General features: G+C 57.0%; 27 protein-coding genes. 11 read left to right on the forward strand and 16 right to left on the reverse strand.

Going from position 1 to position 25,088, the window contains the following annotated elements; all coding sequences use genetic code 11:
• Positions 1-9 precede the first annotated feature (9 nt).
• From C7M51_RS13205 to speA, 15 genes are all read right to left on the reverse strand, one after another.
• Entirely contained in the window at positions 10-1,479 is a 1,470-nt protein-coding gene (locus C7M51_RS13205; RefSeq protein WP_160622211.1) for an aldehyde dehydrogenase, read from the reverse strand.
• 11 nt (positions 1,480-1,490) lie between these two features.
• Positions 1,491-2,261, reverse strand: coding sequence for an aspartate dehydrogenase (locus C7M51_RS13210; protein WP_160622212.1), 771 nt, complete (start codon positions 2,259-2,261; stop codon positions 1,491-1,493).
• Between the two features lie 9 nt (positions 2,262-2,270).
• Positions 2,271-3,065: an SDR family oxidoreductase gene (locus tag C7M51_RS13215; protein ID WP_160622213.1), complete on the reverse strand. Its 795-nt coding sequence runs from the start codon at positions 3,063-3,065 to the stop codon at positions 2,271-2,273.
• Positions 3,062-3,823: an alpha/beta fold hydrolase gene (locus C7M51_RS13220; RefSeq protein ID WP_160622214.1), complete on the reverse strand. Its 762-nt coding sequence runs from the start codon at positions 3,821-3,823 to the stop codon at positions 3,062-3,064. The genes C7M51_RS13215 and C7M51_RS13220 overlap by 4 nt, the downstream gene beginning before the upstream one ends.
• 9 nt (positions 3,824-3,832) lie before the next feature.
• Positions 3,833-4,357: a cupin domain-containing protein gene (locus C7M51_RS13225; protein WP_160622215.1), complete on the reverse strand. Its 525-nt coding sequence runs from the start codon at positions 4,355-4,357 to the stop codon at positions 3,833-3,835.
• Positions 4,358-4,367: 10 nt separating this feature from the next.
• Positions 4,368-5,618, reverse strand: a complete 1,251-nt coding sequence (locus tag C7M51_RS13230) for an MFS transporter (RefSeq protein ID WP_160622216.1) — start codon at positions 5,616-5,618, stop codon at positions 4,368-4,370.
• A gap of 26 nt (positions 5,619-5,644) precedes the next feature.
• Entirely contained in the window at positions 5,645-6,841 is a 1,197-nt protein-coding gene (locus C7M51_RS13235) for an NAD(P)/FAD-dependent oxidoreductase (protein ID WP_160622217.1), read from the reverse strand.
• Positions 6,838-7,764 carry a VOC family protein gene (locus C7M51_RS13240; protein WP_160622218.1) on the reverse strand — a complete coding sequence of 309 codons (927 nt, stop codon included), beginning with the start codon at positions 7,762-7,764 and terminating at the stop codon, positions 6,838-6,840. Before C7M51_RS13240 ends, C7M51_RS13235 begins: the two co-directional genes overlap by 4 nt.
• Before the next feature lie 85 nt (positions 7,765-7,849).
• Entirely contained in the window at positions 7,850-8,638 is a 789-nt protein-coding gene (locus C7M51_RS13245; protein WP_160622219.1) for an IclR family transcriptional regulator, read from the reverse strand.
• A 16-nt stretch (positions 8,639-8,654) separates the two neighbouring features.
• Complete coding sequence (locus C7M51_RS13250) at positions 8,655-9,404, reverse strand: SDR family oxidoreductase (RefSeq protein ID WP_160622220.1); 750 nt, start codon at positions 9,402-9,404, stop codon at positions 8,655-8,657.
• On the reverse strand, positions 9,404-10,426 hold the full coding sequence (locus C7M51_RS13255; RefSeq protein ID WP_160622221.1) for an aromatic ring-hydroxylating oxygenase subunit alpha: 1,023 nt from the start codon (positions 10,424-10,426) through the stop codon (positions 9,404-9,406). The genes C7M51_RS13250 and C7M51_RS13255 overlap by 1 nt, the downstream gene beginning before the upstream one ends.
• An 11-nt stretch (positions 10,427-10,437) precedes the next feature.
• Positions 10,438-10,746, reverse strand: a complete 309-nt coding sequence (locus tag C7M51_RS13260) for a recombinase-like helix-turn-helix domain-containing protein (RefSeq protein WP_160622222.1) — start codon at positions 10,744-10,746, stop codon at positions 10,438-10,440.
• Entirely contained in the window at positions 10,743-11,066 is a 324-nt protein-coding gene (locus tag C7M51_RS13265) for a Rieske (2Fe-2S) protein (RefSeq protein WP_160622223.1), read from the reverse strand. The genes C7M51_RS13260 and C7M51_RS13265 overlap by 4 nt, the downstream gene beginning before the upstream one ends.
• Before the next feature lie 491 nt (positions 11,067-11,557).
• Positions 11,558-12,493, reverse strand: a complete 936-nt coding sequence (gene speB / locus C7M51_RS13270; protein ID WP_160622224.1) for an agmatinase — start codon at positions 12,491-12,493, stop codon at positions 11,558-11,560.
• Between the two features lie 174 nt (positions 12,494-12,667).
• Complete coding sequence (gene speA / locus C7M51_RS13275; protein ID WP_160622225.1) at positions 12,668-14,644, reverse strand: biosynthetic arginine decarboxylase; 1,977 nt, start codon at positions 14,642-14,644, stop codon at positions 12,668-12,670.
• Positions 14,645-14,979: 335 nt separating this feature from the next.
• Between speA and C7M51_RS13280 the strand changes: the two genes are divergently transcribed.
• The 9 genes from C7M51_RS13280 (at position 14,980) to ruvX (ending at position 22,807) form a co-directional block, all read left to right on the forward strand.
• Entirely contained in the window at positions 14,980-15,216 is a 237-nt protein-coding gene (locus tag C7M51_RS13280; protein WP_160622226.1) for a hypothetical protein, read from the forward strand.
• A 214-nt stretch (positions 15,217-15,430) separates the two neighbouring features.
• Positions 15,431-16,582, forward strand: a complete 1,152-nt coding sequence (gene metK, locus C7M51_RS13285) for a methionine adenosyltransferase (protein ID WP_160622227.1) — start codon at positions 15,431-15,433, stop codon at positions 16,580-16,582.
• Positions 16,583-17,008: 426 nt separating this feature from the next.
• Entirely contained in the window at positions 17,009-18,406 is a 1,398-nt protein-coding gene (locus C7M51_RS13290) for a sugar porter family MFS transporter (RefSeq protein WP_160622228.1), read from the forward strand.
• 109 nt (positions 18,407-18,515) lie between these two features.
• Positions 18,516-19,034 (forward strand): SprT family zinc-dependent metalloprotease, encoded by a 519-nt coding sequence (locus C7M51_RS13295; RefSeq protein ID WP_160622229.1) that lies wholly within the window; start codon positions 18,516-18,518, stop codon positions 19,032-19,034.
• A gap of 105 nt (positions 19,035-19,139) precedes the next feature.
• The gene (endA, locus tag C7M51_RS13300; protein WP_160622230.1) at positions 19,140-19,853 is read left to right on the forward strand and encodes a deoxyribonuclease I; all 714 of its coding nucleotides are present in this window, start codon (positions 19,140-19,142) and stop codon (positions 19,851-19,853) included.
• A gap of 103 nt (positions 19,854-19,956) precedes the next feature.
• Positions 19,957-20,688 (forward strand): 16S rRNA (uracil(1498)-N(3))-methyltransferase, encoded by a 732-nt coding sequence (rsmE, locus tag C7M51_RS13305; RefSeq protein WP_160622231.1) that lies wholly within the window; start codon positions 19,957-19,959, stop codon positions 20,686-20,688.
• Between the two features lie 95 nt (positions 20,689-20,783).
• The gene (gene gshB, locus C7M51_RS13310) at positions 20,784-21,728 is read left to right on the forward strand and encodes a glutathione synthase (protein WP_160622232.1); all 945 of its coding nucleotides are present in this window, start codon (positions 20,784-20,786) and stop codon (positions 21,726-21,728) included.
• Positions 21,729-21,821: 93 nt separating this feature from the next.
• A complete protein-coding gene (locus tag C7M51_RS13315; RefSeq protein WP_160622233.1) occupies positions 21,822-22,385 on the forward strand; it encodes a YqgE/AlgH family protein in 564 nt (187 codons plus the stop codon).
• Positions 22,385-22,807, forward strand: coding sequence for a Holliday junction resolvase RuvX (gene ruvX, locus C7M51_RS13320; RefSeq protein ID WP_208852099.1), 423 nt, complete (start codon positions 22,385-22,387; stop codon positions 22,805-22,807). The genes C7M51_RS13315 and ruvX overlap by 1 nt, the downstream gene beginning before the upstream one ends.
• Here the strand turns inward: ruvX and C7M51_RS13325 are convergent.
• Positions 22,770-23,798 carry a type IV pilus twitching motility protein PilT gene (locus C7M51_RS13325; RefSeq protein WP_160622234.1) on the reverse strand — a complete coding sequence of 343 codons (1,029 nt, stop codon included), beginning with the start codon at positions 23,796-23,798 and terminating at the stop codon, positions 22,770-22,772. The genes ruvX and C7M51_RS13325 overlap by 38 nt on opposite strands.
• A 15-nt stretch (positions 23,799-23,813) precedes the next feature.
• Here C7M51_RS13325 and C7M51_RS13330 point away from each other — a divergent pair, with 15 nt between their 5' ends.
• The gene (locus tag C7M51_RS13330; RefSeq protein ID WP_160622235.1) at positions 23,814-24,521 is read left to right on the forward strand and encodes a YggS family pyridoxal phosphate-dependent enzyme; all 708 of its coding nucleotides are present in this window, start codon (positions 23,814-23,816) and stop codon (positions 24,519-24,521) included.
• A gap of 12 nt (positions 24,522-24,533) precedes the next feature.
• Positions 24,534-25,085: a YggT family protein gene (locus tag C7M51_RS13335; RefSeq protein ID WP_160622236.1), complete on the forward strand. Its 552-nt coding sequence runs from the start codon at positions 24,534-24,536 to the stop codon at positions 25,083-25,085.
• Positions 25,086-25,088: the final 3 nt, after the last annotated feature.

Here is a 25,088-nt window from a genome sequence, read left to right on the forward strand (position 1 = left end):
CCTTTCCTGTTAGTCGCACCAGTGGTTCATGCCATTACCTGTCGCCAGATAAATGCTTTTTTGCTGCATCCAGGCTTTCAAACCCTGGATACCTTTTTCGCGGCCCAGCCCGCTCTGTTTAAAACCGCCAAACGGCGTCGAGACGGAAAAAACTTTATAGGTGTTGATCCATACCGTACCTGCCTCAAGCTGCTCGCTCAGGCGCAGGGCACGCCCCGTATCACGCGTCCAGATCCCCGCCGCCAGCCCGTAGATCGAATCATTGGCCTGACGAATTAAATCCGCCTCATCGCTAAACGGCATCGCTACCAGCACCGGGCCGAAGATCTCCTCCTGACAGACGCGGGTCTGGTTATTGAGGCCTTCGATAATGGTTGGCTGAAAATAACTGCCCGCCGCCAGCGTCGGATCGGCTGGGATCTCACCGCCGCACAACAGCGTGCCCCCCTCCCGCTGCGCCAGCTGCACATACTCCATTACGCTCTGGCGATGCTGCGCGCTAATCAGCGGGCCGATATGCGTACCGGCGGCGAAGGGGTGACCGATGCGCAGCGCGCGCGTCAGTTCCAGCAGGCGCGCCATCAACACTGGATAGACCTGTTGCTGGATAAACAAGCGTGAACCAGCGATGCACGCCTGGCCGCCGGAACTGAAAATGCCATAGCAGATGCCACGCGCAGCCAGTTCAATATCGGCATCCTCCAGCACGATGGTGGGGGATTTGCCGCCCAGCTCCAGCGAGGCGGGAATCAGTTTTTCCGCCGCCACGTGCGCCAGATAACGCCCGGTGACGGTGCCGCCGGTGAAGGAGATTTTGCGTACCTGCGGATGCCGCGCCAGCGCATCACCAATAATCGATCCTTTACCCGGCAGTACGCTCAGCAGCCCGGCGGGTAGCCCCGCCTGTTCAAACAGACGCGCCAGCTCCAGCGCCATCAGCGGTGTGGCCTCCGCCGGTTTCAGGATCACCGCATTCCCGGCAGCGATAGCGGGTGCCACCTTCTGCATTTCGCTGGCGATGGGGGAATTCCACGGGGTAATCGCTGCCACCACACCCAGCGGCTCGTAGCGGCTGAAGGTCAGCAGATGCGGCTGGCGCGGCGTCGGCAGTTCCCCTTCCAGTAGTTCGCAGGCAGCGGCAAAATAGCGCGCCGTGCCCGCTGCGCTCATTACCAGGCCACGGGTTTCCGCCAGCGGCTTGCCATTATCACGGCTTTGCAGCTGCGCCAGCTCATCCAACCGAGCCTCAATCAGATCGGCCACGCGATGCAGGATCTGCGCCCGCTGGTGCGGCAGCATGTTGCGCCAGCCAGGATTGCGCCAGGCTCGCTCACCGCTGGCAACCGCCTCTTCCAGATCGCTCAGGCTGGCAGCATTCAGGGTAGCGTTAACCGAGCCATCTGCCGGAAAAATGCTCTGCATCGGCGCGCCACCACCGCACCGCCAGACGCCGCCGATAAAAATCTGTTGTTCTTTCATCGTATTCCCCTTCAGCGCTGCGTCAGTTCGCGGCAGGCGCGTACCGCGCTGAGTGCCGCCAGGGTGGAAGTTTTGGGATTGTTTGCCAGCGGCAATCCGCTTAGCTCAAGGTGAAATTCGCCAAACAGCCCCTGCGCATAGAGCGTATGGGTATTGCGCTGCGTTGTCGGATCGGCCATCAGCTGTACGCGGGTGTCATCCATGCCCACGCCACCAAGCGCGATGGTCGCGGCCACATTGGCGTTAGCAGGAAACAGCCGCGCCGCTTCACGGGCGCTGCCTTCGAAAAAGATCTGCGCCTCGCTAACGGCGTTCAGATCGATAAGCTGTTCTGCATAGCTGCCGCGCCAGCTAAGCGGGCTTTTACGCGCCCGGTAAGTCACCTGCTGCAAGCCGCCCTCTTTCGCCGCCGCCAGCCCGTCAATACCCGCCACCGCACCGGAAAGCAGCGTCAGCTTTCCTCCGGCGTGCTGAAGGCGCTGCTCCAGCGCGGCATCCGCCAGAGCACCGGTTGACACGATCGCCAGATGCCAGCCGCGATGTAAAATCGCCTCGCCATACTGCGCCACCGCCTGCTGGCTGGCACACTCCAGCACCAGATCGGGCGTCTGCGGGCAATCCTGCGGCAGCAGCAGCGGCTGCACCTGGTCGCCAAAACGTGTGCGGATCGCCGCGTGATGATGCGCCCGTGCCACGATCCAGCCGAGAGAAACCTGCGGGGGTAATCGTTCGATCACCGCCTGCGCCATCGCACCATAGCCGATCAGCATGATCTTTTTCATCGTGATTCCTTACAGATGGCGACAGAAGCCGCCGGAGACATCCAGCGCCGCGCCGGTGGTGAACGAAGCGAGCGGTGAGGCGAGAAACAGCAGCGCCTGCGCCGGTTCCTGCGGTTTACCCAGGCGCTGCATCGGGATACCGCGCTGGCGGGCAATATCCGCCGTCCATTCACCCCAGCTTTGCTGTTTATCGCTGCGGTTTTCAAAGCGCCGCCGCCACTGCCCCGATTCCACCATGCCTAGCAGAATGGAGTTGACGCGGATCCCTTTACCAACCAGCTCCTTAGATAACGTCAGCGTCATATTCAGCAGCGCCGCACGCGCCGCCGAGGTGGCAATCATGTGCTCCTCTGGCTGTAACGCCAGCAGCGAGTTGACGCAGGTAATGGAGGCGATCTCGGAGCGTTCCAGCAGCGGCAAAAAAGCCTGAACCGGATTGATCACACCAAACAGCTTCAGCTCCGCCTCATGCAGCCAGGCGCTGCGCGGCGTATCGGCAAAGTGCGCGACATAACCCTGCCCGGCGTTGTTAATCAGCATATCGACTGCGCCAAAACGCGTTTGTACCGCTTCAGCGAACGCCGCTACCTGATCTTCCTGCAATACGTCGCAGCACCAGGCGAAGATATCGCCCTGCGGATATTCGTTTAGCAACGCCGCCTGCGCGCTGGCCAGCCGATCCCGATCGCGCCCGCAAAAGGCCACTTTCGCTCCTTCGCCCAGCAGCAGACGCAGCGTTTCAAAGCCGATGCCCGATGAGCCGCCGGTGACCACCGCCACGCGCCCTTCAACTTGTGCCTTCATACCGCACCTCTTTCTTTCATTACCCTTAACAGCTGTTGATTAAATTGCGCCGCGTTATCGAGATAGCTGGCGTGACCGGCATTGGGGATCAACTGCCAGCGCACGCCGTAATGTTGCGCCAGCGCCTCGGCCTGGGCGGGCGGTGTAATGCTGTCCTGTTCTCCGCACCAGACCTCAAACGGCTTTTGCCAGTGGCTCAGCCAGCGGTGAATATCGTCATGGGCCAGCATCCATGCGGCGGCCAGGAACCCTTCAGCGTGTAGCCGCCGCATACCGCTGGCAACGGTGGCGATATCCTCCGCACTGGCATCGGGGCGCAGCAGCTTGGCCGCGCGTGTCTGTGCCAGAAGCTCGCCGCCCAGCGCTATCTGCTGCTCTCTGCTGCGCCATACCTGTTCGCGCCGCTCCGCGTCCGCTGTACCGTAGCCCTGCGCCGGATCGGCCAGCACCAGCGAAATAACACGTTCTGGAAAGCGCGCGGCAAACGCAGCGGCAACCAGCGCGCCGAGCGAGTGTCCAACCAGCACCGTTCGCTGCACGCCCTGACGATCCAGCAGCGTCGCCAGCGCCTGCGCATAGTCACCCGCCAGCGCTTTTTCCACCGCCAGCGGCGGGCTGGCACCATAGCCGGGCATCTCCCAGGCCAGCACGCGGCAACCCGGCAGCGCCATCTGTTTATGCCAGGCGGCAGCCCCGGAACTGATACCGTGCAGCAACGTCAGCGCCGCGCCGTTCCCCTGCTCAAGCCAGTCCGTCATTGCGCGTCCTTAATTACGTTTAACGCTGGCCAGCGGATGATCTTCCGGATAGGTAGGAATGTGCGGTTTCTGCGTGCCGAGCATCACGCACATCAGCGCCTCTTCTTCACCGTGGTTGAACAACCCGCGATAGATGCCCGCCGGAACGGAGATCAGATCGCGTTCGCGCAAAATGGTTTCCAGATAGTTATCGCCATCTTTGATCATCAGCGTGATGGTACCCTTCAGCATAAAGAACACCTCTTCCACATCATCATGCAGATGCAGCGGCCCTTCACATTTCGCTGGTAGCACCATAGTAGAGAAGGTGAAATGCTCCGCCGGAACGGTGTTGCTGTCGCTTGCCACGCCGGTTGCTCCGGTGCCGATATAGCGCATCTGGGCGCGACGATATTTGGGATCGAAATCGGCCTGGAACTTCAACGCGTTCCAGTCATATTTACGCCCTTCGAAGCGGGCGATGCGCGACTCTACCCACTCTTCCATGGTCAGGTGCGCCGGTTTGATGCCGGGGTTCAGGGTGGTATCACTCATGGTTATCTCCTCAGTAACGTGTCAGCAGCGGCAGCAGCAGAACGCAGCCCAACGCCGCCATAATGGTCAGAAAGATCAGGCCGGAATCCATGTTTTGCGTACAGGCGATCAGCGCCCCCATCACCGCTGGCGACAGCGCCCCGGCAAAGTTGCCCAGCCCGTTAAAAATGCCGCCCGCCGTTGCGCTGACGCGCGGATGGGTCGCTTTCGCCAGCAGCGCGAAAATATTTGGCGCGCCGGTGCCCCACATAAAGGTGCTGAAGCTCATCGCGGCGATCACCGTCAGCGGCGTGTTGAGCTGCATCACTACCGCCAGCCCCAGCGCCGCTCCCGCCATCGAGATAAAGCAGGCGGCGGCGCGCCGGTTGAGGCGATCCGACAGCCAGGCACCCAGCACCTCGCCGATCAGCATGGCGATAAACGGCATGGAAGAGAGCCAGCCCGCATGTTCAAGGTGAATGCCTTTGCCCTTAATCAGGTAGCCGGGCAGCCAGCCGTTGATGCCCCACAGGTAGGTAAGGAAGGCGATATTGAAAATGCAGATCATCCAGAAATGGGCGCTGACCAGCAGCTCACGACGCGCGGCGCGGCGCGCCGGTTGTGGGATAGCGACCTGATCGGCGGGTGACAGGCGAATACCGCGCAGGCCGCTGCGTACCAGCGCCAGCACCGGCAACGTTAACAGTGCCATAGCGAAAAAGGTGCTCTGCCAGCCAAAGGTGTTCAGCAGCCACAGCGACAGCGGGAAGCCGATAGCGGCGCCCACCGGCGTGCCGAGCAGCCAGAGCATGGTGGCACGCGCCTGCAACCGCTGCGGAAAGGTGTGGCGTACGATAGCGAACGCCAGCGGAAACAGCGGCCCTTCCGCCACGCCCAGCAGAATGCGCAGCGTCACCATCACCGCATAGTTATGGGTTAATCCCATCAGCACCATCAGCACGCACCACGTCACCATCATGCCGCTCAGCAAACGCAGTGGCGCAATGCGATCGCCCAGGCCGCTTAGCAGCACCGAGGAAAAACCGTAGCTCAGCAGAAAGGCGCTCATCAGAATGCCGAGGCGCGTGGTATCGAAATCGATGCCCATCGCCTGCTGGAAATGCGCATCGGAAAAGAGCGCGGCGATACTGATCTTATCGAAGAAGGCCAGCAGCACGCAGGCCAGCAGCGCCAGCGGGATCGTCCAGCGGATCGGTTTTTCAGGCGTGCAGCTGCCCTCACCGTCAGCCACTGCGACGGTGTTAGTCTCAAATGTGGTCATTTTTCCCCCTGGGGGCTAAGCCATATTCAGCGCAACGTCATCAGTGAAAACGCCGGATCCTCCAGCGGCACCTGCGACAGATCGCGTCCGGTAGCCATCCAGCGTTTCGCCAGCTTGACGGTGCGCGCATCGTTAAATGCCACCAGCTGGTTCAGCACGCCATCGGTGCCGAGAGAGAAGTAGAGATTGCCCTGCGGCGTCTGCCGTATCTGGCTACGGCTGCCGGGCTGCGGAACGCCGAGGATCTGGATATTGTGCTGATATTGATCTGACCAGAGCCACGGAATGTCGTCATAGCCGGGGGCCGCCTCGTTCAGCATCGCTCTGGCGGTAGCGATAGCCTGATTCTGCGCGAATGCCCATGACTGAAGCGAAATGCCATAGCGCGGATGCTGTGCCACGTCACCGGCGGCAAAGATCGCCGCATCGGATGTCCTGCCCTGCGCATCAACCACAATGCCGCGCCCGATAGCCAGTCCGGCCTGCTGCGCCAGCGCCAGATTCAGCTCAACGCCGATCCCTACCACCACCGCATCAAACGGCTCACGCTGCCCGTCGCACTGTATTACCGGCCTGCCGCCCTCATCTTCCAGCTCCAGCGCGCCACAGCCACAGCGGATATCCACGCCCTGTTCACGGTGCAGCTGATGCAGCGCCGCAGAAACGTCAGCGTTTACCGAGCGCATACAGAGCGCTGGCTGCTGCTCAAACAGGCTGACCGCCACGCCGGATCGACGTGCTGAAGCGGCAATCTCCAGCCCAATCCAGCCGCCGCCAACGATAGCCAGCCGTTGCGTACCGGCAAGACAGGCTTTCAGCCGCTGCGCATCCTGCCAGTTACGCAGCGTGTAGACCTGCGGATGCTGACGCCAGGCCGCGTTCGGTAGCCGCGCCTGTCCGCCGGTGGCGATCAGTAACTGGTCATAGGCCAGCCGTTCGCCGTTACTCAGCAGCACATTTTTCGCAACGCGATCGATCGCTTCCGCACGCAGCGGACGATACCAGCGCAGATCGAGTGCCTGCTGCATTTCAGCGCTGAACAGGCGCGGCAGCGCGGCATCCGGCTCCAGCAACGCGCTTTTGGAAAGCGGCGGGCGCTCGTAAAAATCCCAGGGCTCATCGGCCACCACCGCGATCTCACCGCGAAAGCCTTCGTCCCGCAGGGTTTTCGCCGCCCAGCCGCCCGCCTGACCACCGCCGATAATCACGATACGCGCCGTCATACCGCCTCCGGTTTTTTCTGCTGGCGACGCGTATCGTGATCGATACCGCCCTCCACCGCCCATTCGGTAAAGGAGACCAGCGAATGCTCCAGCTCACGGGGACGCCAGTTCTCTGTCAGATAATCGTCGTTGGTGTAATATTCGAATGCGCCGCCGGTGGGGCTGTTGACGTACCAGAAATAGGCGGAGGAAACCGGATGGCGACCCGGCCCGATAAACGTACTCCAGTGGTTTTTGTTCATCGCAATGCCGCCGCCGATCACCTCATGAATGTCACGCACGGTGAAGGCGACATGGTTCAGCCCGCGCTTACGATTCGGCAGCTGGAGCAAAAACAGATTATGATGGCCGCCACGCGCCTGGGTACGCAGAAAAACGGCGCGGTTAACGTAGCGATCGGAAACCTGAAAGCCGAGGATATCGCGATAGAACGCCTCTACCGCCGCCAGCTCTTCTACAAAAAAAACCACGTGCCCAATATTAATCGGCTCGGCGCGGTCGTAAACCGGGCTGGGCGTATCCACGCGGCGCATATCGCCCCACTGATTAATCGGCTCGACATTGAGGTTTACCGCCGTTTGTTGCGTGACCTGAATACGCAGCGTCATACCGTTAGGATCGCGACACTCCAGCACATCTTCCGTGGCGCGAAAGCCGGGCTGCTGCGCCAGCTTTGGCCGCAGCGCCTCCAGCGCCGCGCGATCAGCTACGCCCCAGGTCATGCGGCGCAGCGTGTTACCTGACTCAAACGCCGGGGGCAAGTCGGGACTGTCGATATGGCTAAGCTCCAGGCGCGCCCCGCTGAGCGTGGTAAATTTATGCCCGCTGGCATCTCTGGTCAGGCCAAAATCGCACATAAATTTGGCGCAGTCGCTCAGGTTATCAACGCCAAACTCCAGCTTTTCAATTCCCGTTACACGCATTGGTTGCCTCTTTACCGTTCAGTCGCCCGGATTTGGGCGTAGAGATTGCCCGACGCAGTGAAGCGCCTGTTTTTAACTGATTGAATTAACTGGCTTTAGACAAATAACCCAGGAAGCCAGAGATCTTATCCGCCGCGAGGCGTACTTCATTTTGCAATCGCTCGCGGGCGCTGTGCGGCACTTCACCCGACGGCACTAAAATACTCACAACCGCCGCCACGCGCCCGCTGCGGTTGAACACCGGATAGACAATGGAGGAGATGCCGTGGCGGAAAAAGGATTCGCCGATCACATAGCCACGCGCTTTATCCTGCTGCACCATCTGCCAGAGCGTTTCACGGTTATGCAACTGATCCGGCGCGTTGCCCGGCAGCCGCTCCTGCGGAAAGAGCTGTTCGAACTCGGTGCGCGTCACATCGGTCAACAGCATGCGCCCCAGCGAAGTGCAATGTACCGGCAGACGAGTACCGATGCTGACCTGGTTGATGCGAGAACCGGCGGCGCTAACGCGGGCGATGTAGATGATGTCGTGCCCGTCGCGGATCGCCAGATGGCTGCTGCATTCGCTGCTGTCGCGCAGCTGCTCAATAACCGGCTGCCCAACCTGCGCTACATCCAGCGAGGCGATATATTCAAATCCCAGCCGCAGCACGTTCATCCCCAGCGAAAAGGTGCTGGTGCGCGGGTTACGCTGCAAAAAACCCATATACTCCAGCGTCTGCACTACGCGGTACGCCGTCGCCTTCGGCATATCCACCAGCCGATGCAGCTCGGCGAAGGTCAGTTCACGATGCTGTCCACCGAACGCCAGCAGCAGTTGCAGCCCGCGCTCCAGGCCCGGCACCAGATATTTAATCTCCTGCTGATTCGCCATACCGCCTCCGCAACATTCAGTTAAAGACGAAGCCACCGTTGACCGGAATCAGCTGCCCGGTAACAAAACGCGACAGATCGCTCAGCAGCCACAGCGTGCTGCCGGTAACATCTTCCGGCAACTGCGCGCCGCTCAGTGCCCGCCCATTTTCATACAGCTGGTGGCGCTCCGCCGGAACATATTCCGTCGCCTCAACGCGGGTCAGCCCCGGCGCAATGGCATTGATGCGGATGCGTTTTGCGCCCAGCTCACGCGCCATCGAGCGCGTCATGGCGATCACCGCGCCCTTGCTGGCAACATAGGCCATCAGGCGCGGCGCGCCCCACAGCGCGGTATCAGACGCCACGTTAACAATGCCGGAACCGGGCGGCATCAGCGGCACGGCCGCACGCGTCACCAGCCAGGTTCCCTTAACGTTTACCGTCATCACCCGATCCCACAGCGCCGGGTCATAATCAAACATATCTTTGCCGCCGACGCCGGTTGCCAGCGCCGCATTATTCACCAGGCCATCAATCGCGCCCTGCGCGCCAATAGCGGCAAAGACGTATTCGATCTGATGGCTGTCAGCCAGATCGATCTGATACGTCTCTACACGATGCCCCGCCTGGCGCAGGCGCTGGGCGCTTTCCGCCAGCTCGCCTTTCAGGATGTCGCACATCACCACGCTCGCCCCCTGCTCTGCACAGGCCTGGGCGAAGGCGTAGCCCAACCCGCGCGCGGCGCCGGTAATCACGATACGTTTGTCCTGCAACAGGCCGCTCATCAGGCGGCTCCCTGCTGCGCTTCGCGTTGTGCAATTTGCTCTTTTGCCGCCTTCTGCATCATGCGGCGCAGGCGCGACAGGCCGACATCGTGCTGATAAAGATATTCATGTTCACGCGCGTCCGGCGCGAGGTTTTCCAGCACCACGCGATCCTGCTCCAGCACCTCCCAGTGCAGTTTTTCCAGCCGGTTGCGGTACATAAAACGCCAGAGATCGCGCTGCCAGCCCTGCACGCGGCGGATACGCCAGAAAAAGACCCGGCAGTGATCGTTATCTTCCGGCACGACCATGCCAACGATCCAGAAGTGGCCGCCCGGCCCAAAACGCTTTTTGTAAGGGATGGAGAGACGCATCCAGCAGGCTCCGCTGGTGCCCAGCTCGACCCAGTCAAAGTTGACGCCGCTCTGCCCTTTTTTCTCGAAGACGAAACCTGTCTGGGTCGGCTGCAACACCATCTCCGCCTGGCGATCGCCTTCTGCCATCGAGTGCGAGGATGAGTGCAAATAGGTGCCGTGCATCGGGTCCATGACGTTTTCCAGCGCGTACTGATAGTTGCACTGCCAGGCGGCGGTACAGAGGAAATTGCTGTGATTTTCACTATCTGCCAGCTCCTGCGGAAAGCTCAGCGCATCCGGCTGCTGATCTGCCGTGACGCCAAACCAGAGAAATATTGCGCCATGCGCTTCCTGGACGTTATAGCTGCGCACGCACTGCTGGCCTACCAGCGGACAGCGATCCACAGCGGGCACGTTTTTTACCTCACCGTCTCCAGCCACTTCCACGCCGTGATACCAGCAGGCGATGCGGTTACCGAGATTCCAGCCCATCGACAGGCGAGCGCCGCGATGCGGGCAGCGATCTTCCAGCGCCTGCACCTGACCATCCTGATTACGCCATACCACGATCTGCTCACCGAGGCGGGTGATGCCAACCGGAGCCGACTGAACTTCCCAGCTTGCCAGCACCGGATACCACAGGCCGCGTAATCCTTTATCGAGATAGTGTTGAACTGCCGTCGTCATCGCCTTTCCCCTCAGTAACCGTTGACCTGTAAAAATGCCCGGAAGCTGGTTTCGCTCCACGCTTCGCCCTGCTGGTCATACATTTTCTTCGCGTTTAAGCCGTTCACCAGTTCCGGCAGCGTTTCTGCACCCTGCTCAAACAGATCTTCCAGCTGCGCAATCAGCGCCAGCTCCCAGCTTTCCGGCACGCGGCTGCGCGTCTGCCAGATCAGGTTCTGGTAATCGCCCGGTTTGTGGATAGTGCCGTTGCCGCCCTCTTTCGGCGGCGTGAACTGGCGGCTTTCCGGCAACGCCGGGTTGAATTCCTGGGCAGTGCTCATGAAACGCTCTCCTCGATAAAGGCGATCTGGATTTGATTTCCGTCGATGCGCAGCGGATAACGTTGCAGGCTACGTCCGCCAGGCCCGTGCAGGCACTGCCCGGTTTTCAGATCGAACACCGCTTCATGCAGCGGACATTCAACTTTGCCATCCTCAACGAATCCCTGGCTCAGCAGCGCATAGGCATGGGGGCAAATATCTTCAAGGGCGTAATATTCGCCATCCACCAGATAAACGCCGATCTCTTTACCCGCAACTTCGCCACCCCAGGGAAAATCTTCCTGCACCTGTTCTGTATTACATACGCCTATCCAGCTCATCACGATCCTCCAGGCTTTTGTTTCATATATGAAACTTTGTTTCTTATTTAATACGGTCAATATAAAAGCGGTGAAATTTACGTCAAGGATTAAAGTAGCGGATTTGTTAAATTAGTTACTTTTAGTTAACTAAGTGTGGTGGCGATCACGAAAAGGAAGGAAAAGGATAATGGGCAGATGAGAGAAACGTCCGTAACGGAATAATTAAATCCGGGCAGTAAAGTTTCACCAGTGAAACTAAAAATTAATTTATCCTTATTAAACAATAAGTTTCACCTGTTAACCAGTTTCTAATAGTGATTATTAACAAGCATGGATAAATAGAAAATAAGAATCGATAAGATGGCAGAAAATAAAATTTCGGAACAGACAGAAGAGAGGTTTATTCAAACAAAGGAAGTTGCCAGAAACTAAACAATTAAATTCGGATAAACCTCAGAGTAGCGCTGAATAAATAGCGCCGCTGTTCGGTAAAACAGCGGCAGCAAAAATTAGCCTTTGTTCGCCTTATTTACCGCCTGCACGTGCAGCATATCCAGCGCGATAGTGGCTGCCGCCAGCGAGGTAAGATCGGACTGATCGTAGCCTGGCGCAACCTCAACCAGATCCATACCAACGATATTCAGCCCCTGCAAACCGCGAATCAACTTCAGCGCCTTATCGGTGGTCAGGCCGCCGATAACCGGCGTACCGGTGCCCGGCGCGTGTGCCGGATCGAGGCAGTCGATATCGAAAGTCAGGTAAACCGGCATATCACCAACAATCTGTTTTACCTGCACCAGAATGTCGTCCACGCCGCGATCGTTGACCTGTGCCGCATCCAGCACGTGATAGCCAAGATCTTTATCAAACTCGGTACGAATGCCGATCTGTACCGAACGTTCCGGCTCAATCAGGCCTTCCTGCGGCGCATGGTGGAACATGGTGCCGTGATCGAAAGTCGGGCCGTTGGAGTAGGTATCGGTGTGCGCATCGAAATGCACCAGCGCCATTTTACCGAAGTGCTTCGCATGGGCACGCAGCAGCGGCAGCGTAATATAGTGATCGCCACCGAAAGTCAGCATACGCTTACCGCTGGCCAGCAGTTTTTCTGCATGCGCCTGTAGCTTATCGCTCATATCCTGCGAATCACCAAAAGCGTATACCAGATCGCCACAGTCGATGATGTTCAGACGCTGGCGCAGATCGAAATCCCACGGCCAGCGGCAGCCTTCCCACGCCAGGTTAGTAGAAATCTGACGGATCGCTCCCGGCCCCATACGGCTACCCGGACGCCCTGAAGTCGCGGCGTCAAAGGGGACGCCGGTGATGACCCACTCAGCATCGCTGTCGTAAGGCTGGAAATTGACAGGCAAGCGCAGGAAGCCAAAAGCGTTTGCAACCAGTGAGTTATCGTACTGATGGCCTAAGGCGTTGGTGTTATTCATAGCAACTCCCTCTATTCATGGCGGCGGGGCCGACATGCTGTTCAGATGAAAAAAAATCCCCTCCGCGTCGTTAAACCCGACGAGGAAGGGATTGATGGGTATTCTGTAGCGATTATCACTGCACGGCAGTGCGGCGGCAATGGCATTTTTTGACGCCTGCCGCCGCATCGTCACTTATTCGTCTTCTAAATAGGTGTAGCCGTAGAGGCCCGCCTCAAACTCTTCGAGAAACTGCGCGCGCAGCTCTTCGTCAAGCTCGGTCTGTTTAACCTGAGTGCGGAACAGATCCAGCAGCTCCTGCGGGTTCAGCTGCACATACTCCAGCATATCCGCCACCGTATCGCCCTCGTCAGAAAGCTGCACTTCCACGCTGCCGTCCTGGAAAGCGTAAACGTCCACCGCCTCGGTATCGCCAAACAGGTTATGCATATTACCGAGGATTTCCTGGTAAGCACCGACCATAAAGAAGCCGAGCATCGGCGGATTATCCACATCGTACTGCGGCATCGGCATAGTCGTCGCAATGCCGTCGCCATCAACATAATGATCGATGGTGCCATCGGAATCGCAGGTGATGTCCAGCAGTACCGCGCGACGTTCCGGCTTTTTGTTCAGCCCTTCCAGCGGCAGCACCGGGAACAGCTGATCGATACCCCAGGCATCCGGCATCGACTGGAACAGCGAGAAGTTGACGTAAATCTTATCCGCCATGCGTTCCTGCAACTCATCGATAATCGGACGATGGGCGCGGTTGCTGGGATCCAGATGCTGTTGAATATAGTGGCAGATGCTCAGATAGAGCTGCTCCGCCCAGGCGCGCTGGCTGAGATCGTAGGTGCCCTGCGAGTAACCGGTATGGATATCGTGCAGATCCATCTGGCTGTCGTGCAACCACTCGCGCAGCGAACGGCGCGTATTCGGCTCATGCATCTCCTGCCAGGTTTCCCACATGCTGAGCAGCGGGCGCGGCGCATTCTCTTCAGGCGCGCTGGGCGTGCTGAATTCGTTACGCTCCACGCCGATAATGTTTGAGACCAGCACGGTATGATGCGCGGTCACCGCACGCCCCGATTCAGTAATCACCGTCGGATGCGGCAGGCCGTGCTCTTCACAGGCATCGCCAATCGCCCAAATAACGTTGTTGGCATATTCGTTCAGCCCGTAGTTCACCGAGCAGTCAGACTGCGAACGCGTACCTTCATAATCCACGCCGAGGCCGCCGCCAACGTCGAAGCAGTGAATATTCACGCCAAGCTTCGCCAGTTCGACGTAGAACCGCGCTGATTCACGCACGCCGGTCGCGATATCGCGAATATTCGCCATCTGCGAGCCGAGATGGAAATGCAGCAGTTGCAGGCTATCAAGACGTCCGGCGTTGCGCATAATTTCCACCAGCTGCAATACCTGCGAAGCGGAAAGACCGAATTTCGATTTTTCGCCGCCGCTTGACTGCCACTTGCCGGAACCCTGCGAAGCAAGACGCGCACGAATACCGAGGCGCGGCACCACATTCAGGCGCTCAGCCTCTTCCAGCACCAGTTTTACCTCGGTCATTTTTTCAATTACCAGGTAAACCTTGTGTCCCATCTTCTCGCCGATCAGCGCCAGACGGATATATTCACGATCTTTATAGCCATTACAGACGATCACCGTCCGCGTTTTGCCCGCGTGCGCCAGCACCGCCATCAGCTCCGCTTTCGAGCCTGCCTCCAGCCCCAGCGGTTCGCCAGAGTTAATCAGCGATTCAATTACGCGCTTATGCTGGTTGACCTTGATGGGGTAAACCAGGAAGTAATCGCCCTGATAGCCGTAGGATTCACGCGCACGCTTGAAAGCGGCATTAATCGAACGCAGACGGTGCTGCAAAATTTGCGGAAAGCAGAACAACGCCGGTAAACGCTGTCCATCGGCCTCGCGCTCTTTCACCAGGCGGGCGAGATCAACGCGCACTTCCGGCATATCCGGATCGGGACAAACGCTGATATGTCCCAGTTCGTTGACGTCGTAATAATTATTGCCCCACCAGGCAATGTTATAGGTGCGCAGCATTCTGCTGGCATCTTGATCGCTCATCGCCACCTCCTGCATCGAGCGCAGTCCACCCTGTTCGCCTGCTGACGAACCCTTGATATTCTTCATGTCGTCAGACATCGCGAACCTCAACGTTAACCAGTGTTGCAGAATAATTAACAACTATCGCAGTTTGGCGCGGCCATAACAAGCCGCTGCCCGGCGCGATTACCAGCATAAAATGCTGATTTACCGCGTTACGCCACTGCAGTATAGATTCAGTGTAAAACACGTCGCCGAACTCCAGGTTACGGGACAAATAAAGCGCAGCCAGCCTTCAGCAACGCTGAAAGCAGCCAGTTAAAACTGTAGCAAGTTAACCTGCGCTCGTGTCGTGATGATTACCGAAACGAAGAAAACTTCGGTAAAAAAGGCTGGCGGAAGAGCAAACGGAAAAAGACCTGAGCACATTAGCCGTGCTGCGGAGCGAACCGGAAGAAAGGGTAAAAGCCTGGTTCATTACTCGTATCATCTCCACACATGCCGGGCATGTGGAAAAAAGGCCTGGGGTGAAATCAGATCGCAATCTGACGGGTGAAACGCGCGTGCGTTATCTTTATTCGCTGAAAACAGCAGCCGCGTTTTATACCGTTCAACGTGTAAAAATGCAAAAACAAATTCTTCGATCTGGAATAGCTGTCAGGGAATTTTGACATTTTTAGTTAATCAGAAAGTGCGCTATCAGAAAAAGGACTGGCATTTCGCTGAGGGTGTAACCTAAAATAGACGTCCAGATGTTAATCCATCCAAACTGGTTAACTCCTGTACTGCTCACGGCTTTGCCTGAAGGGGCGTCGGGTCAGGTTAAGCCTTTCTCCTGCACCAGGCAGTGACTTATTAAACCGTTTTAGTAAGGTAACGAATAAAATGGCTAAACACCTTTTTACCTCCGAGTCCGTATCAGAGGGACATCCTGATAAAATCGCTGACCAGATCTCGGACGCAGTCCTTGATGCGATCCTCACTCAGGATCCCAAAGCACGCGTAGCCTGCGAAACCTATGTGAAAACAGGCATGGTGCTGGTTGGCGGTGAAATCACCACCAGCGCCTGGGTTGATATCGAAGAGATCACCCGCCAGACCGTGCGCGACATCGGCTATGTTCACTCCGATATGGGCTTTGACGCTAACTCCTGCGCCGTACTGAGCGCCATCGGCAAACAGTCTCCGGATATCAACCAGGGCGTTGACCGTACCGATCCGCTGGAACAGGGCGCGGGCGACCAAGGCCTGATGTTCGGTTACGCCACTAACGAAACTGATGTACTGATGCCTGCGCCTATTACCTACGCGCACCGCCTGGTACAGCGTCAGTCTGAAGTACGTAAAAACGGCGCGCTGCCGTGGCTGCGTCCCGATGCGAAAAGTCAGGTCACCTTCCAGTATGACGGCGGCAAAATCGTAGGTATCGATGCGGTTGTGCTTTCCACCCAGCATTCCGAAGCCGTTTCGCAGGAAACGCTGAAAGAAGCGGTAATGGAAGAGATCATTAAGCCGGTTCTGCCGACTGAATGGCTGAACGCCAGCACCAAATATTTTATCAACCCAACCGGGCGCTTTGTTATCGGTGGTCCTATGGGTGACTGTGGCCTGACCGGCCGTAAAATCATCGTCGATACCTACGGCGGTATGGCTCGTCACGGCGGCGGCGCGTTTTCCGGTAAAGATCCGTCTAAAGTTGACCGCTCAGCGGCGTACGCGGCACGTTACGTGGCGAAAAATATCGTAGCGGCTGGCCTGGCCGATCGTTGTGAAATTCAGGTTTCCTATGCTATCGGCGTAGCGGAACCGACTTCCATCATGGTGGAAACCTTCGGCACCGAAAAAATCTCTACCGAGCAGCTGACGCTGCTGGTACGCGAGTTCTTCGATCTGCGTCCGTATGGTCTGATTCAGATGCTGGATCTGTTACAGCCGATCTATCGCGAAACGGCAGCCTATGGCCACTTCGGTCGCGAACACTTCCCGTGGGAAAAAACCGACAAAGCGCAGCTGCTGCGCGATGCGGCCGGTCTGTAAGCACATTTCACCGCCCTTTCCTGTGGCGGAATATTCTGTTAAAGGGGCACGCGTTGCCCCTTTTTTATCCCCGCGGTTTTCATTTCACCAGCTACACTTTTGATTGCCTGTGCATGCCAACGCCATGATAACGCTTACAAAATGAAAGGCCTTATATTTCTGCTATTTAGGATTTAATCGCGGATGTATTTTACCGGGAAATGCGTTATTTTCAGCGTCGTCTGATACCTGATTAACACGGGCGTGTCAGAAAATTAACAGGTGCTATACCTTACTGGTTATTTAGCCGCGATCCGGCGAGAAAAGCTGGATTTCAGGGTTCCAGCAAGTGTAACCGATTACACCTCTGTGATCCGTCTCACTTTTCGCGTGTCGCAGGTTACTTAACATTGATAATTACAATGATGGATACTATTCGGAGGCGATATGCCTGGTAATACCCACAATGGCAGAACATCAAATAAGGTCATGACCTTATTTGTTTGCTTTCTTGCTGCACTTGCTGGCCTGCTGTTTGGTCTGGATATCGGCGTTATCGCCGGTGCTCTGCCCTTTATTGCTAAGGACTTTAACGTTACCAGCCATCAGCAGGAGTGGATAGTCAGCTCGATGATGTTCGGTGCAGCGATCGGCGCGATCGGCAGCGGCTGGATGTCTTCGCGTCTGGGACGTAAAAAAAGCCTGATGGCTGGTGCGATCCTGTTCGTTATCGGTTCGCTCTGGTCAGCGATGGCCCCCAATCCGGAGATGCTGATTGCCGCTCGCGTCGTGCTCGGCCTCGCCGTTGGTGTCGCCTCCTATACCGCACCGCTTTATCTGTCGGAAATCGCGCCGGAGAAAATTCGCGGCAGTATGATTTCCCTCTATCAGCTGATGATCACTATCGGCATTCTGGGTGCTTACCTTTCCGATACTGCCTTCAGCTATACCGGCAACTGGCGCTGGATGCTGGGCGTGATTACCCTTCCTGCCGTATTGCTGTTGGTTGGCGTGTTCTTCCTGCCGAACAGTCCACGCTGGCTGGCGGCAAAAGGCCATTTCCGCGATGCGCAGCGCGTGCTGGATCGCCTGCGTGATACCAGCGAGCAGGCAAAGCGTGAGCTGGATGAGATTCGGGAAAGCCTGAAAATCAAACAGAGCGGCTGGAGCCTGTTCCGCGACAACAGCAACTTCCGTCGCGCAGTCTTCCTCGGCGTGCTGTTGCAGGTGATGCAGCAGTTTACCGGTATGAACGTTATCATGTACTACGCGCCGAAAATCTTTGAAATCGCCGGATTCAGCGATACCAAAGAACAGATGTGGGGTACGGTCATTGTTGGCCTGATCAACGTGCTGGCTACCTTTATCGCTATCGGGCTGGTTGACCGCTGGGGACGTAAGCCCACCCTGACGCTGGGCTTCCTGGTGATGGCTGCCGGGATGGGCATTCTGGGCACCATGCTGCATATGGGCATCGAATCCCAGGGCGCGCAGTATTTCGCTATCGCCATGCTGTTGATGTTTATCATCGGCTTCGCCATGAGCGCCGGTCCGCTGATTTGGGTACTCTGTTCCGAAATTCAGCCGCTGAAAGGACGTGATTTCGGGATTACCGTTTCCACGACCACCAACTGGATTGCTAACATGATCGTCGGTGCTACCTTCCTGACGATGCTGAATACGCTGGGCAACGCCAACACCTTCTGGGTCTACGCTGGCCTGAATATTCTGTTTATCATCTTTACCGTTATGCTGATTCCGGAAACGAAAAACGTCTCGCTGGAGCACATTGAACGTAACCTGATGTCAGGTAAAAAACTGCGCGATATCGGCTCACACGATTAATAAGCGCACGGCATAAACTAACGCGCAAGGGAATGCGCGGGCCGAATCGGCAGGGATGCCATGTTTCCCCCATTGTTTTCTCCGTTAACGCACCGTATGCTTGCCCGTTATGAAACCCGTTCGTCTTCCCATTGCCCTGCAACAGGCGCTATTGCGTTCACTGCGCGAAAAACTCCAGCAGGCTAATCAGCGTCTCGATCGCCACTATCCGGAACCGCGCCTCGTCTGGCAACAGCGCGGCACTGCCGCAGGCACCGCCTGGCTGCAAAGCTGGGAAATCCGCCTTAACCCGGTTTTGCTGCTGGAAAATCAGCAGGCTTTTATTGATGAAGTGGTTCCACACGAGCTGGCACATTTGCTGGTATGGCGACATTTTGGCCGCGTTGCGCCGCACGGCAAAGAGTGGAAATGGATGATGGAAACCATTCTCGACGTGCCTGCACGCCGCACTCATCAGTTTGAAATCGCCTCGGTACGCGGTAAAGCGTTTCCCTACCGCTGCCGTTGCCAGCAACATCATCTGACCGTGCGCCGCCATAACCGCATCGTACGTGGTGAGACCGAATATCGCTGCGTTCGCTGCGGCGAACGGCTTCAGCCAGGCGACTATTCTGAGGAGACGCATTAGGCGCTGCTTGCCCTTTCCTTGCTCTTCCGCGACGTTTTACCATTCCGACAACCCTTGCGATCTGATACGCTGCGCGCTCTTTCTCATTAGTTGCAGAAGTGGAATATGTCTCGCAAATTTCTCTTTAGCGTCGCTTTTAGCGCCCTGCTTGCTCCGCTGGCCTCTCACAGCATGAGCGTCAAAACGTACCATCAAAATAATTTTCAGCAGGCGAAAATCGTCTCCGCCCAGATTAACGCCGATGCGCCGGGCTCCTTTTACTGCGGTTGTAAAATTACCTGGCAGGAAAAAAAGGGCATTCCCGATCTCGCTTCCTGCGGCTATCAGGTGCGTAAAAACGCTAACCGCGCAAACCGTATTGAATGGGAGCATGTGGTTCCCGCCTGGCAGTTTGGTCACCAGCGCCAGTGCTGGCAGGAAGGCGGACGTAAAAATTGCAGTAAGGATGAAGGCTATCGCCAGATAGAATCCGATCTGCATAACCTGCAACCGGCCATTGGTGAAGTAAATGGCGATCGCGGTAACTTCCTGTTCAGCCAGTGGAACGGTAACGAGCATCAGTACGGTCAGTGCGAGATGAAGATCGATTTCAAAAACAAACTGGCAGAACCGCCAGCACGCGCACGCGGCGCTATCGCCCGCACTTATTTCTATATGCGTGACCGCTACCAGCTGCGCCTTTCCCGTCAGCAAACACAGCTGATGGAAGTCTGGAATAAGCAATATCCGGTCAGCGCCTGGGAGTGCGAAAGGGATAACCGCATCGCGAAAATTCAGGGCAATCATAACCCCTGGGTACAGCGCGCTTGCCAGCGCTAAAAGCGCTGCCATAAACTAAAAAATCCGGGCGGCAGCCTGTATGCCTGTCGCCTTTGGTACTTTATGCCGTGCACCAGCGCGGCCAGTGATTATCAGGAACGTCATGCGAAAACCCCGCATTTATCATCCCGAAACCTTAACGGTCGGCCAGGAGATCGCGCTGAGCGAAGACGCCGCTGGTCACGTTGGGCGCGTACTGCGCATGAGCAGCGGCCAGGCGCTGGAATTGTTCGATGGCAGTAATCTGGTTTTTGATGCTGAGATTTCACGCGTCGATAAGCGCAATGTAACGGTTAAAATTCTGCAAAGCCGCGCCGAAAGCCGCGAATCACCGCTACATCTGCACCTCGGCCAGGTTATGTCGCGCGGTGAAAAAATGGAATTTACTATCCAAAAATCGATTGAGCTGGGCGTAAATGTTATTACCCCCTTGTTTTCTGAACGCTGCGGCGTAAAGCTGGACGCGGAACGGCAGGCAAAAAAGATTCAGCAATGGCGCAAAATCGCCGTTGGCGCCTGCGAACAGTGCGGGCGCAATGTGGTGCCGGAGATTCGCGAAGCGATGACGCTGGAAGCCTGGTGCACTGAGCAAGATAGCGCGCTAAAGCTGAACCTGCACCCGCGTGCGCAGCAGAGCATCAATACGCTGCCACAGCCGGTAGAGCGGGTTCGTCTGCTGATTGGCCCGGAAGGCGGGCTGTCGGCTGAAGAGATCGCGATGACCGGACGCCACGGTTTTACTGATATCCTGCTGGGCCCGCGCGTGTTACGCACTGAAACCACCGCGTTAACCGTAATTACCGCGCTTCAGGTCAGGTTTGGCGATCTGGGTTAAGCTTGAATAAGCGGCCCATTGCGTTAAGCCGATAAAAAGAATTTATGCCAACCTGCGGCAAGCGGCATACTGACCGCCCGATCGAGGAGAACAGAATGATTAAGCTTGGCATCGTCATGGATCCGATTACGACGATCAATATTAAAAAAGACTCCAGCTTTGCAATGCTGCTGGAAGCACAGCGCCGCGGTTATGAAATTCATTATATGGAGATGAACGATCTTTATCTGCGCGGCGGCGTTGCCAGAGCCCGTACCCGCACGTTGAGCGTTGAGCAGAACTACGATAAGTGGTTTGAGTTCGGCAGCGAGCAGGATATTCCGTTATCTGACCTGCACGTCATTCTGATGCGTAAAGATCCGCCTTTCGACACAGAATTTATCTACGCAACCTATATGCTGGAGCGTGCGGAAGAACAGGGCGTGCTGATCGTCAACAAACCGCAGAGCCTGCGCGACTGCAACGAGAAGCTTTTCACCGCCTGGTTCGCTGAGCTGACGCCTGATACGCTGGTTACCCGCGATGCGAAGCGCATCCGTGACTTCTGGGGGCAACATGGTGATATCATCCTGAAGCCGCTGGACGGTATGGGCGGTTCGTCAATCTTCCGCGTGAAGCAGGACGATCCAAACGTGGCGGTGATTATCGAATCGTTAACCAATCACGGTCGCTTCTTCTGCATGGCGCAAAACTATCTGCCCGCCATCAAAGAGGGCGATAAGCGCGTGTTGGTGGTGGATGGCGAACCGGTGCCCTACTGCCTGGCGCGTATTCCGCAATCGGGAGAGACGCGCGGTAACCTGGCAGCCGGTGGACGTGGCGAAGCGCGCCCGCTAAGCGAAAGCGATTGGGAAATTGCACGCCGCGTCGGGCCCGCGCTGAAAGCGAAAGGCCTGATTTTCGTCGGCCTGGATATTATTGGCGACAAGCTGACCGAAATTAACGTGACCAGCCCGACCTGCATTCGTGAAATCGAAGCCGCCTTCCCAGTCTCCATCACCGGTATGTTGATGGATGCGATCGAGAAGCGCCTGGCATGATGCTGAACGGGGCTTCTGCCCCGTCTTAAACCCGTTAACAAACTTTTCGGCACGATGCCGTTAGCCGTTAACCCGTATTCAAAACGAGTGAGAATGAATTTACAGCACCATTTTTTGATTGCGATGCCCGCTCTTCAGGATCCGCTCTTTAAACGATCGGTGGTCTATATCTGCGAGCATAATCCGGAGGGCGCGATGGGGATTATCATCAATAAACCGATTGATAACCTGACGATTGAAGGCATCCTGACTAAATTAAAAATCACGCCTTCGCCGCGCGATCCGCATATCAAACTGGACAAGCCGGTGTTTTCCGGCGGCCCGCTGGCGGAGGATCGCGGCTTTATTCTGCATTCCGCCCAGCGTTTGTTTACCTCCAGCATCCGCATTTCTGATACCACGGTGATTACTACCTCACGCGATGTGCTGGAATCGATTGGCACCTCAGAGCAGCCGGATCAGGTGCTGATAGCCCTGGGCTACTGCGCCTGGGAAAAAGATCAGCTGGAAGGCGAACTGTTGGAAAACGCCTGGCTGACCACTCCCGCCAACAGCAATATCCTGTTCCATACGCCGATAGCCGAACGCTGGCGTGAAGCGGCGAAAAGCATTGGCGTAGATATCCATAACATGACCAGCGAAGCAGGACACGCCTGATGAGCAGTATGACCCTTCTGGCGTTTGATTTCGGCACCAAAAGCATCGGCGTGGCGGTAGGTCAGCAGCTAACTGGCACCGCACGCCCGCTAACCGCGTTAAAAGCGCAGGATGGCATACCAAACTGGGAACAGATCGAGCGTCTGTTGCAGGAGTGGCAGCCAGAACGCGTAATCGTTGGCCTGCCGCTGAATATGGACGGCAGCGAACAACCGCTGACCGCCAGAGCGCGCAAGTTTGCCAACCGTCTTCATGGACGTTTTGGCGTACAGGTTGTGCTGCATGACGAGCGCCTCAGCACGGTTGAAGCGCGTGCCGATCTGTTTGCCCGCGGCGGCTATAAGGCGCTGACCAAAGGCAGCGTTGATTCACTTTCAGCGGTCATTATCCTGGAAAGCTGGTTTGAGAACCTGCCGGCATAGCAACCAGCCCCTGCTGCTGCCTCTGCCGCAGGCTCTGCTCAAAAGTTTGCATGCCGGACTGCATACCGGTTTGTAGCAGCCCGCCAATCTGATGCGTTTTCCCTTCACGAATAAGGTTCGCGATGGCTGGCGTATTCATCAGCACCTCATACAGCCCGATGCGTCCACCCTCTTTTGCCGCCACCAGCCGCTGGGCAATCACCGCTTTCAGGCTGCCTGCCAGCTGGCTGCGCACCAGGTTTTTCTGCTCGGCTGGAAAGACATCAATTAATCGATCGATCGCCTGCGCGGCTCCGCGCGTATGAAGCGTTGCCAGCACCAGATGGCCCGTCTCAGCCGCCGTTAACGCCAGGCTGATGGTCTCCAGATCGCGCAGCTCGCCCAGTAAGATGACATCAGGATCTTCGCGCAGCGCCGCACGTAATCCCTGCTGGAAGCTGCTGCAATGCTGCCCGATCTGCCGTTGCTGAATCAACGATTCACGGCTGGCATGAATAAACTCAATGGGATCTTCAAGCGTGATGATATGCTGCGCGCGCTGCCGGTTAATAGCATCAACCATCGCGGCGAGCGTGGTGGATTTACCGCTGCCGGTGGCACCGGTAATCAGAATCAGGCCATCCTGCTGTGCCAATAGCCCGGCAACGCTATCGGGGAGCCGTAGCGCTTCCAGCGTCGGGCAGTTGCTGGCAATGGTACGCAGCGCCAGCGAGAGGCCTGAGCGCTGGCGAAACAGATTAGCACGCAGCCGCTGTCCAGTAGCGGTAGTGATGGCGAAATCAACGTGCCCGTCGGCAGCCAGGCTACTGCGTTGGCTGGCGTCGAGCCAGAGATGGCACAGCGCCTCCAGATCCGCCGTTTCGGTTAGTGTTTGGGCGGGAATCGGCTGCAATACGCCATCGCAGCGCCAGCGCGGCAAATGTCCGCTACAAAGGTGCAGATCGGCGGCATTATGCTTTACACTAAGGGCCACGATTTTCTCCACATCCATGACATTCTCCTGACTATGACTTCTATTCAGCACAACTTACAGCAAGTTCGTCAGCGTATCGCGGCGGCGGCGGCACGTTGCGGGCGCGATCCACAAGAAATTACGCTGCTTGCCGTCAGTAAAACCAAACCTGCGAGCGCTGTCGCAGAAGCGTTAGAAGCGGGCCAGCGCGCCTTCGGCGAAAATTACGTCCAGGAAGGCGTGGATAAAATGCTGGCGCTGGGCGATACGTTACAGCCGGAATGGCACTTTATCGGCCCGCTGCAATCCAATAAGAGCCGTCTGGTAGCGGAACACTTTGCCTGGTGCCATACCATTGACCGGTTGCGCATCGCTACGCGCCTGAACGATCAGCGCCCGGCACATTTGCCGCCGCTAAACGTGCTGATCCAGATAAACATCAGTGACGAAAACAGTAAATCTGGCATTATGCTGGAGGCGCTGCCGGAGCTGGCACAGGCGGTAGCGGCGTTGCCTCGTCTGCGGCTGCGCGGACTGATGGCGATTCCGGCACCGGAAAAAGAGTATCAGCGCCAGCTGGCGGTCTGTCAGCGCATGGCAGACGCGCTGGACTCGCTGAAGAAGCATTATCCATCCGTCGATACGCTTTCTCTGGGAATGAGCGACGATATGGAAGCCGCCATTGCGGCAGGCAGTACCATGGTTCGTATCGGTACGGCGATTTTTGGCGCCCGCGATTATGGCCACCACCCACAACAATAATTGAGGAACCTCATGCTGACGTTGACTTTCCTGGTAACGACGCTGATTAATTTGTACGTAAAGGTGTTGTTACTGCGCATCTGGATGCAGTGGGCAAGATGCGATTTTTATAATCCCTTTTCGCAGTTTGTCGTGAAGATTACCCAGCCGGTACTGAAGCCGCTGCGACGTGTTATTCCCTCCATCGGCCCGGTAGATACCGCCTCGCTGCTGCTGGCTTACGTGCTGAGCGTACTGATGTTTACGCTGGTGTTCGCCTTGCAGAGCCGCATTTTTATTTTCGATCCGGTCTTCCTTTATTTCGGTCTGGTTTCGCTGGTGAAAGCGGCGGGCGTGCTGGTGTTCTGGGTGGTTATCGTACGCTCGCTGATGAGCTGGGTAAGCCAGGGACGTAACCCGGTAGATTACGTGCTGATTCAGCTGACCGAGCCGCTGATGGCACCGATTCGTCGTTTTCTGCCTGCAATGGGCGGCATCGATTTTTCGGCAATGATCGTGATTTTGATTCTCTATATGCTGAACTTCCTGGGTATGGACTTCATTCCCGGCTGGGCGCAGCTGTAATGG

Source organism: Mixta intestinalis, from assembly GCF_009914055.1.
GTDB classification, from domain to species: Bacteria; Pseudomonadota; Gammaproteobacteria; order Enterobacterales; family Enterobacteriaceae; genus Mixta; species Mixta intestinalis.

Bases quoted from the DNA above. Each gene is read 5' to 3' on its own strand.
- C7M51_RS13335 (WP_160622236.1), top strand. From the start codon at position 24,534: ATGCTGACGTTGACTTTCCTGGTAACGACGCTGATTAATTTGTACGTA.
- ruvX (WP_208852099.1), top strand. From the start codon at position 22,385: ATGAGCAGTATGACCCTTCTGGCGTTTGATTTCGGCACCAAAAGCATC.
- C7M51_RS13205 (WP_160622211.1), bottom strand. From the start codon at position 1,479: ATGAAAGAACAACAGATTTTTATCGGCGGCGTCTGGCGGTGCGGTGGT.
- speA (WP_160622225.1), bottom strand. From the start codon at position 14,644: ATGTCTGACGACATGAAGAATATCAAGGGTTCGTCAGCAGGCGAACAG.
- C7M51_RS13230 (WP_160622216.1), bottom strand. From the start codon at position 5,618: ATGACCACATTTGAGACTAACACCGTCGCAGTGGCTGACGGTGAGGGC.
- C7M51_RS13220 (WP_160622214.1), bottom strand. From the start codon at position 3,823: ATGACGGACTGGCTTGAGCAGGGGAACGGCGCGGCGCTGACGTTGCTG.
- C7M51_RS13215 (WP_160622213.1), bottom strand. From the start codon at position 3,065: ATGAAGGCACAAGTTGAAGGGCGCGTGGCGGTGGTCACCGGCGGCTCA.
- C7M51_RS13330 (WP_160622235.1), top strand. From the start codon at position 23,814: ATGACTTCTATTCAGCACAACTTACAGCAAGTTCGTCAGCGTATCGCG.
- C7M51_RS13235 (WP_160622217.1), bottom strand. From the start codon at position 6,841: ATGACGGCGCGTATCGTGATTATCGGCGGTGGTCAGGCGGGCGGCTGG.
- speB (WP_160622224.1), bottom strand. From the start codon at position 12,493: ATGAATAACACCAACGCCTTAGGCCATCAGTACGATAACTCACTGGTT.
- C7M51_RS13290 (WP_160622228.1), top strand. From the start codon at position 17,009: ATGCCTGGTAATACCCACAATGGCAGAACATCAAATAAGGTCATGACC.
- C7M51_RS13210 (WP_160622212.1), bottom strand. From the start codon at position 2,261: ATGAAAAAGATCATGCTGATCGGCTATGGTGCGATGGCGCAGGCGGTG.
- C7M51_RS13245 (WP_160622219.1), bottom strand. From the start codon at position 8,638: ATGGCGAATCAGCAGGAGATTAAATATCTGGTGCCGGGCCTGGAGCGC.
- C7M51_RS13265 (WP_160622223.1), bottom strand. From the start codon at position 11,066: ATGAGCTGGATAGGCGTATGTAATACAGAACAGGTGCAGGAAGATTTT.
- rsmE (WP_160622231.1), top strand. From the start codon at position 19,957: ATGCGAAAACCCCGCATTTATCATCCCGAAACCTTAACGGTCGGCCAG.
- C7M51_RS13325 (WP_160622234.1), bottom strand. From the start codon at position 23,798: ATGGATGTGGAGAAAATCGTGGCCCTTAGTGTAAAGCATAATGCCGCC.
- C7M51_RS13315 (WP_160622233.1), top strand. From the start codon at position 21,822: ATGAATTTACAGCACCATTTTTTGATTGCGATGCCCGCTCTTCAGGAT.
- C7M51_RS13255 (WP_160622221.1), bottom strand. From the start codon at position 10,426: ATGACGACGGCAGTTCAACACTATCTCGATAAAGGATTACGCGGCCTG.
- C7M51_RS13295 (WP_160622229.1), top strand. From the start codon at position 18,516: ATGAAACCCGTTCGTCTTCCCATTGCCCTGCAACAGGCGCTATTGCGT.
- metK (WP_160622227.1), top strand. From the start codon at position 15,431: ATGGCTAAACACCTTTTTACCTCCGAGTCCGTATCAGAGGGACATCCT.
- C7M51_RS13225 (WP_160622215.1), bottom strand. From the start codon at position 4,357: ATGAGTGATACCACCCTGAACCCCGGCATCAAACCGGCGCACCTGACC.
- C7M51_RS13240 (WP_160622218.1), bottom strand. From the start codon at position 7,764: ATGCGTGTAACGGGAATTGAAAAGCTGGAGTTTGGCGTTGATAACCTG.
- C7M51_RS13250 (WP_160622220.1), bottom strand. From the start codon at position 9,404: ATGAGCGGCCTGTTGCAGGACAAACGTATCGTGATTACCGGCGCCGCG.
- endA (WP_160622230.1), top strand. From the start codon at position 19,140: ATGTCTCGCAAATTTCTCTTTAGCGTCGCTTTTAGCGCCCTGCTTGCT.
- C7M51_RS13260 (WP_160622222.1), bottom strand. From the start codon at position 10,746: ATGAGCACTGCCCAGGAATTCAACCCGGCGTTGCCGGAAAGCCGCCAG.
- gshB (WP_160622232.1), top strand. From the start codon at position 20,784: ATGATTAAGCTTGGCATCGTCATGGATCCGATTACGACGATCAATATT.